Here is a 6,674-nt window from a genome sequence, read left to right as displayed (position 1 = left end):
ACTTTATGCCTTGTCATATTGGATTGGGATATTATGCCATATTGGTATGATTTAGCTATATCATGCCGGGAGATACGGGATATGGTTCAACTTTCTTCGGCCTGCATTTTTATACCTGGGCTGCAATTCTCTCTATCCTGACTATTATTGCTATCGCCGCTATTATGCCTCTGAAAGCAGGCAATGTTGATTCAGCAAGATACACACCCCCAACATTAGGCAAATTTGTCATGGGATTGTTCGCATTTTTGATTGCAGCCAATTTGGTTTCTACCCTATTGGAATGTGGTAGTGGGCAATGTGATGATAACCCAACATTCTATCAATTATTGCAAAAGTAATTTTTATTTATATTGAAACTATTAAAACAGAAGGCTACATAATTCCAGTAGCCTTCTGCTTTTTTCAACTGAATGTTTTCAGTCAGGCTCTTTTCTCTAAATTTCTTTACGTGCAGGTAATCAAAATGGCTAACTCACCGCAGCAAACGCTTCTGCAATGCGTTGTACGTTATGATGATTCACGCCAGCCATACAAACGCGGCCAGAACCGACCAGATAGACACCAAACTCTTCACGTAATCTATCAACTTGTGCCTGACTGAATCCGGTATAACTGAACATTCCACGCTGTTTCAGTAAATGATCAACGTTTTTTTCTGGTAGCGCTTGTTGCAAGGCACTTACCAATACTGTTCGCATTTCCAGAATACGCAAGCGCATCCGCTCAACTTCATCCAGCCACTGGTTTTTTAATTCAGGGTTACTCAATACCCTGGCAACAATCTGCGCGCCAAAATTTGGTGGGCTGGAGTAAATACGGCGCACCGTCGCTTTCAATTGTCCCAAGACATGTTCAGCCACTTTCGCATCGCCACAGATAACTGATAATCCACCAACACGCTCACCATACAGTGAGAAAATTTTCGAGAATGAGTTGCTGACCAGACAAGCTAAACCCGCATTGACCATTGCGCGGATCGCGTAGGCATCTTCTTCCATACCATCAGCAAATCCCTGATAAGCGATATCAAGGAAAGGAAGCAATTCCCGCTCTTTTGCAACCTGAACCACCTGATCCCATTGGTCATTGGTGAGATCGGAACCTGTTGGGTTATGACAGCAAGGATGCATCAAAATGATGCTTTTTGCGGGCAATTGCTTGAATGTTGCCAGCATTTCGTCAAATTTTACCCCTTTGGTTTTATCATTAAAATAAGGGTAATAGTTCACTTTGACACCGGCTCCGGCAAAAATAGCGGCATGGTTTTCCCACGTCGGATCACTGCACCATACTTCAGAATCAGGGAAATAACGGTGTAAAAAATCAGCCCCTACTTTTAATGCGCCTGAGCCGCCCAGTGTTTGAATCGTGGCAATACGCTGTTGGTTTAATAATGGGTGATCTTTGCCGAACAGCAGTTCCTGAATTGCCGTACGATAGGTAAGAAACCCTTCCATTGGGAGGTAAAGGGAAGCAGACTGTGGCAAGGCGTTTATTTGTTTTTCAGCAATTGCAACAGCCTGTAATTTTGGGGTTATACCCTGTTCATCGTAATACAGCCCGATGCTCAGATTTATTTTTTCTGCGCGGGGATCGTTTTTGAATTCTTCCATTAACGATAGGATAGGATCGCCTGCATACGCATCAACATTCTGGAACATTACGTTATACTCCCTGCTATTGTGTTATTGATTAAAAATACAATAACAGACAATATAACTGACCCGGATTATTCGTCTAGATATTCCATTGCAACACGTGAAGTCAGTTTCGTAATCAGCTCATAAGCGCTAATTCCCGAATGCGCTGCAATTTTTTCAACAGGCAGGACATTCCCCCAAAGGATGACTTCATCACCCACTTTATCCTGACATGCCGGTCCCAAATCCACCGTAATCATATCCATAGATACACGACCAACAAGGGGGACTTCCCGACCATTAAGAAATATTGGTGTACCGGCAGGTGCACTGCGGGGATATCCATCACCATATCCCATCGCCACAACACCAAGATATGTATCACATTCACTGCTCCACGTACCACCATATCCCACGGCTTCACCCGCTTTGTGCTTACGTACCGCGATTAAGCCGGATTTGAGTGTCATTGCAGGGAGTAAATTAAAGTCAGCCGCAGTTTTCTCCGTCATCGGCGAGGCACCATACATCATGATGCCGGGACGAACCCAATCTAAGTGTGCCTTTGGCCATAATAAAACCCCCCCCGATGCAGAGATAGATTTTTCACCCGCCTTATCCGCAATAAATGCCATAAAGCGCTCGATTTGCTGCTGGGTCGTTTCAACTGTAGGTTCATCTGCACGGCTAAAATGACTGATAAGATTAACGGGGTGTTCAACGTTACGACAGCGGCTCAGGCGTTGATAGAACTCATCGGCTTCATCAATTCTGATCCCCAGACGATGCATACCTGTATCGAGTTTCATCCACACTTTAATCGGGTGGGATAAATCTGCCTGTTCTAACGCTTCAAGCTGCTCAATGCTATGCACCACGGTTTCAATATGATTAACGACTAAAACAGCCAGATCTGCCGCTTCAAAAAAACCTTCCAAGAGTAAGATTGGCTTGACGATCCCACCACGGCGCAGGGCCAGCGCTTCCCCAATGCGAGCGACACCAAAGCAATCAGCATCTTCCATTGTTCGCGCAGTTTCCAATAAACCATGTCCATAGGCGTTTGCTTTCACAACTGCAATCAGTTTACTGTCAGGCGCCTGCTTCCTTACCTGTTGCAAATTGTGTCGCAGAGCGTGGCGGTCAATAACCGCAGTAGCCGCTTTCATTCCATCCCCTTTTTTATAATTTTTCAGTCAGGTTTGATAAATAACAGCCTATCTTCGATGTTGATTATTGAAGTCATTTGAACATGTGTGATAGGCCTTTAGGTTTATTCGTCGCTGTAACTTGGCCCGGCATAATTATCGAATCGTGACCATTGACCATTAAACGTCAGCCTTACTGCACCGATAGGGCCGTTACGCTGTTTACCAATGATGATTTCAGCCACACCTTTCAGTTCACTGTTGTCGTGATAAACTTCGTCACGATAAATAAACATGATCAAGTCAGCATCCTGTTCGATAGAGCCTGATTCACGCAGATCGGAGTTAACCGGACGTTTATCAGCTCGCTGTTCCAAGCCACGGTTAAGCTGGGAGAGTGCAACAACCGGCACCTGAAGTTCTTTTGCCAGCGCTTTCAGTGAGCGGGATATTTCCGCAATTTCCAGTGTTCGGTTGTCGGATAAAGAAGGGACTCGCATCAATTGCAGGTAGTCGATCATAATCAAACTGAGTCCACCGTGTTCGCGGAAAATTCGTCGTGCACGGGAACGCACTTCTGTTGGCGTCAAACCGGATGAGTCATCGATATACATATTGCGTTTTTCCAGCAAAATTCCCATCGTACTGGAAATGCGTGCCCAATCCTCATCATCAAGTTGACCGGTACGAATACGTGTTTGATCTACGCGGGACAGGGACGCCAGCATACGCATCATGATCTGGTTGCCGGGCATCTCAAGGCTGAAAATCAAAACAGGCTTATCCTGCATCATAGCTGCGTTTTCACACAGGTTCATCGCAAAAGTCGTTTTACCCATTGAAGGACGCGCCGCTACGATAACTAAATCTGATTTTTGCAATCCTGCGGTTTTCTTATCCAGATCTTGATAGCCGGTAGAAACGCCAGTTACGCCATCATGCGGGCGCTGATAGAGCTGTTCAATTCGTTCAACGGTCTCTTCCAGGATCTGTTCAATACCTTTCGGACCCTCGTCTTTATTTGCCCGATTTTCTGCGATCTGGAAGACGCGTGATTCAGCCAAATCCAACAGTTCTTCGCTGGTTCGCCCTTGTGGATCGTATCCCGCATCGGCAATTTCATTGGCGACCGCGATCATATCGCGTACTACCGCACGTTCGCGGACAATATCAGCATAGGCATTGATATTCGCCGCACTTGGGGTATTTTTCGACAATTCAGCAAGATAGGCAAACCCTCCGACATTATCGAGTTCGCCATTCTGTTCAAGAGATTCCGATAATGTGATCAGGTCGATAGGTTTGCCCGTTTCGAGCAAACGCTGCATTTCAGCGAAAATACGTCTGTGTGGTCGGCTAAAAAAGTCATTGCAGCTAACCCGTTCGGATACATTATCCCAACGTTCATTATCCAGCATCAAACCGCCTAACACGGATTGCTCTGCCTCCAAAGAGTGTGGTGGAAGTTTCAGCCCTTCCACTTGGCGATCTTTTGGTTCAGCCATACTGTTGTTAGTTGGTTTTTTTCCAGCCATGTATACCGCATCAATCCACTAAACAAAAAACGAAATAGGGTATCAGTATACGCCATGAAAACAGCCTTGAGTAATTATATATAGTCTGTAATGATTTCAGATACATTAACGCGCTATTTGCAGCTATTTCATTGCAAACATGCGAGTCTGTTCCCAATATTTCTAACATAATGAGAGAGTTACCATGGCAAAACACATCGAATTATCCGCCACTGGCGGCCCAGAAGTACTCCGATATTGTGAATTTACACCTGCTGATCTTGCTCCCGATGAAGTACAAGTCGAAAACAAAGCTATCGGTATTAATTATATCGATACCTACATACGCAGTGGTTTATATCCACCAGCCAGCCTGCCCTGCGGCCTGGGAACGGAAGCCGCTGGCATTGTCACTAAAGTTGGTTCTAATGTGACATCAATTAAAGCCGGTGATCGTGTGGTTTATGCCCAGTCAGCCTTAGGGGCTTACAGTGAAATACACAACGTTCCTGAAAGCAAATTAGCGCTGTTGCCGGATGAGATCTCATTTGAACAAGCGGCTGCGTCATTTTTAAAAGGTTTGACTGTTTACTATCTGTTCAACCTGACACATAAGCTCCAGGCAGGAGAAACCACTTTATTTCATGCCGCCGCCGGTGGTGTTGGTTTAATTGCCTGCCAATGGGCAAAAGCACTGGGTGCGAAATTGATTGGCACAGTAGGTTCAGACGAAAAAGCGGTACTCGCCAAAGCAGCAGGAGCATGGCAAACCATCAATTATCGGCGCGAAAATATTGTTGAACGCGTCCTGGCTATTACTGGCGGGGAAAAAGTGGGTGTTGTATACGATTCTGTTGGCAAAGAGACATGGCTGGATTCACTGGATTGCCTAAAACGACAAGGCTTGATGGTCAGTTTTGGTAACGCTTCAGGTCCCGTCACCGGAGTGAATTTGGGTATCCTCACCCAGAAAGGTTCACTGTTTCTCACCCGCCCTTCTATTAATGGCTATATCACCACCCGCGAAGAGTTAGCAGAAGCCAGCAAGACATTATTTGCTTTAATTGCCAGTGGCAAGATCAATGTGGATGTACCAGAAAACCAGAAATTTCCACTGAGCGAAGCGGTAAGAGCACACCAGACACTGGAAAGCCGTGCAACCCACGGCTCCAGTTTATTGATCCCATAATTTCAGGCAAAATACCTGAGTGGATTTACATCCGCTCTGTCACCATTTCCAACGCTTTTTCAACAACCATAATATCAGCGCCCGGCTTATGGGCGTTTTCACTTAAATAACGACGCCACTGACGTGCCCCTGGGATCCCTTGGAAAATGCCTAAAATATGGCGGGTGATATGCCCTAAATAAGTGCCTTTGGATAGCTCTTGTTCAATATAAGGATAAAGCGCCTTAACCACCTCAACCGTATTAGTTACTGGAACTGTTTGGTCAAACAACTCACGATCCACATGTGCCAGAATGGATGGATTTTGGTAGGCTTCTCGTCCAACCATCACGCCATCCATATACTGCAAATGCTGCCTGGCCTCTTCCAACGATTTAATACCGCCATTAATTGAAAACGTCAGTTGGGGGAAATCCCGTTTTAATTGATAGACTCGCGGGTAATCCAAAGGTGGAATTTCACGGTTTTCTTTCGGGCTTAAACCCGACAGCCACGCTTTACGTGCATGGATAATAAAATTATCGCAATTGCTATTTTTCACAACAATATCAATAAAATCACACAAAAACTCGTAGCTATCCTGTTCATCAATTCCGATACGAGTTTTAACGGTAACAGGAATATCCACGACATCCTGCATTGCCTTAATACAATCAGCTACCAGCGCTGCTTCTCCCATCAGGCAAGCACCAAAACGGCCATTCTGCACCCGATCAGAAGGGCAACCCACATTCAGATTGATTTCATCGTAACCTTTTTCCTGTGCGATCCTGGCACACTGCACCAATGCCTGAGGATCACTACCTCCCAATTGCAGTGCCAATGGATGCTCTTGCTCGTTATAGGTCAGATAATCCCCTTTGCCATGAATAATCGCGCCTGTCGTGACCATTTCCGTGTAAAGCAGGGCTTCCTTACTCAATAAACGATGAAAGTAACGGCAATGGCGATCAGTCCAGTCCAACATGGGTGCAACGGAAAAGCGGGATGATGGATGCATATCACAAACCTCGTTTAAAAATCAAAAAGATAGCGCCGATATCGCCACTTTATATTCTGGTTTATTTCGGCTTATTCAGCCATTAGGAGATATTAAGGGGAGCACAAACTCCCCCAAATTATCCACGACGGACGATTATACAAAGCAAAAAGGCTCGCTTCAAACGCAACCAAAAATGAA

5 protein-coding genes and 1 pseudogene are annotated in these 6,674 nt (G+C 45.3%); 2 read left to right on the top strand and 4 right to left on the bottom strand.

Going from position 1 to position 6,674, the window contains the following annotated elements; translation table 11 throughout:
* Positions 1–56 precede the first annotated feature (56 nt).
* A pseudogene (locus AAY47_RS16630) lies at positions 57–341 on the top strand (disulfide bond formation protein B); the annotation flags it as partial.
* 129 nt (positions 342–470) lie between these two features.
* Here AAY47_RS16630 and AAY47_RS16625 read toward each other — a convergent pair.
* The 3 genes from AAY47_RS16625 to dnaB form a co-directional block, all read right to left on the bottom strand.
* A complete protein-coding gene (locus AAY47_RS16625) occupies positions 471–1,664 on the bottom strand; it encodes an amino acid aminotransferase (protein ID WP_047771253.1) in 1,194 nt (397 codons plus the stop codon).
* 68 nt (positions 1,665–1,732) lie between these two features.
* On the bottom strand, positions 1,733–2,812 hold the full coding sequence (gene alr / locus AAY47_RS16620) for an alanine racemase (RefSeq protein WP_047771252.1): 1,080 nt from the start codon (positions 2,810–2,812) through the stop codon (positions 1,733–1,735).
* A gap of 104 nt (positions 2,813–2,916) precedes the next feature.
* A complete protein-coding gene (gene dnaB, locus AAY47_RS16615) occupies positions 2,917–4,326 on the bottom strand; it encodes a replicative DNA helicase (RefSeq protein WP_047771251.1) in 1,410 nt (469 codons plus the stop codon).
* 184 nt (positions 4,327–4,510) lie between these two features.
* Between dnaB and AAY47_RS16610 the strand changes: the two genes are divergently transcribed.
* Entirely contained in the window at positions 4,511–5,494 is a 984-nt protein-coding gene (locus AAY47_RS16610) for a quinone oxidoreductase (RefSeq protein WP_047771250.1), read from the top strand.
* 25 nt (positions 5,495–5,519) lie between these two features.
* Here AAY47_RS16610 and dusA read toward each other — a convergent pair whose 3' ends face one another.
* On the bottom strand, positions 5,520–6,494 hold the full coding sequence (dusA, locus tag AAY47_RS16605) for a tRNA dihydrouridine(20/20a) synthase DusA (protein WP_047771249.1): 975 nt from the start codon (positions 6,492–6,494) through the stop codon (positions 5,520–5,522).
* Positions 6,495–6,674 lie beyond the last annotated feature (180 nt).

The organism is Xenorhabdus griffiniae (genome assembly GCF_001028135.1).
GTDB classification, from domain to species: domain Bacteria; phylum Pseudomonadota; class Gammaproteobacteria; order Enterobacterales; family Enterobacteriaceae; genus Xenorhabdus; species Xenorhabdus bakwenae.
Note: the sequence above shows the minus strand (reverse complement) of the source record. Positions and strands in the feature narration are given on the sequence as shown.

Coding starts and splice junctions, on each gene's coding strand:
- AAY47_RS16625 (WP_047771253.1), bottom strand. CDS start 1,664: ATGTTCCAGAATGTTGATGCGTATGCAGGCGATCCTATCCTATCGTTA.
- alr (WP_047771252.1), bottom strand. CDS start 2,812: ATGAAAGCGGCTACTGCGGTTATTGACCGCCACGCTCTGCGACACAAT.
- dnaB (WP_047771251.1), bottom strand. CDS start 4,326: ATGGCTGGAAAAAAACCAACTAACAACAGTATGGCTGAACCAAAAGAT.
- AAY47_RS16610 (WP_047771250.1), top strand. CDS start 4,511: ATGGCAAAACACATCGAATTATCCGCCACTGGCGGCCCAGAAGTACTC.
- dusA (WP_047771249.1), bottom strand. CDS start 6,494: ATGCATCCATCATCCCGCTTTTCCGTTGCACCCATGTTGGACTGGACT.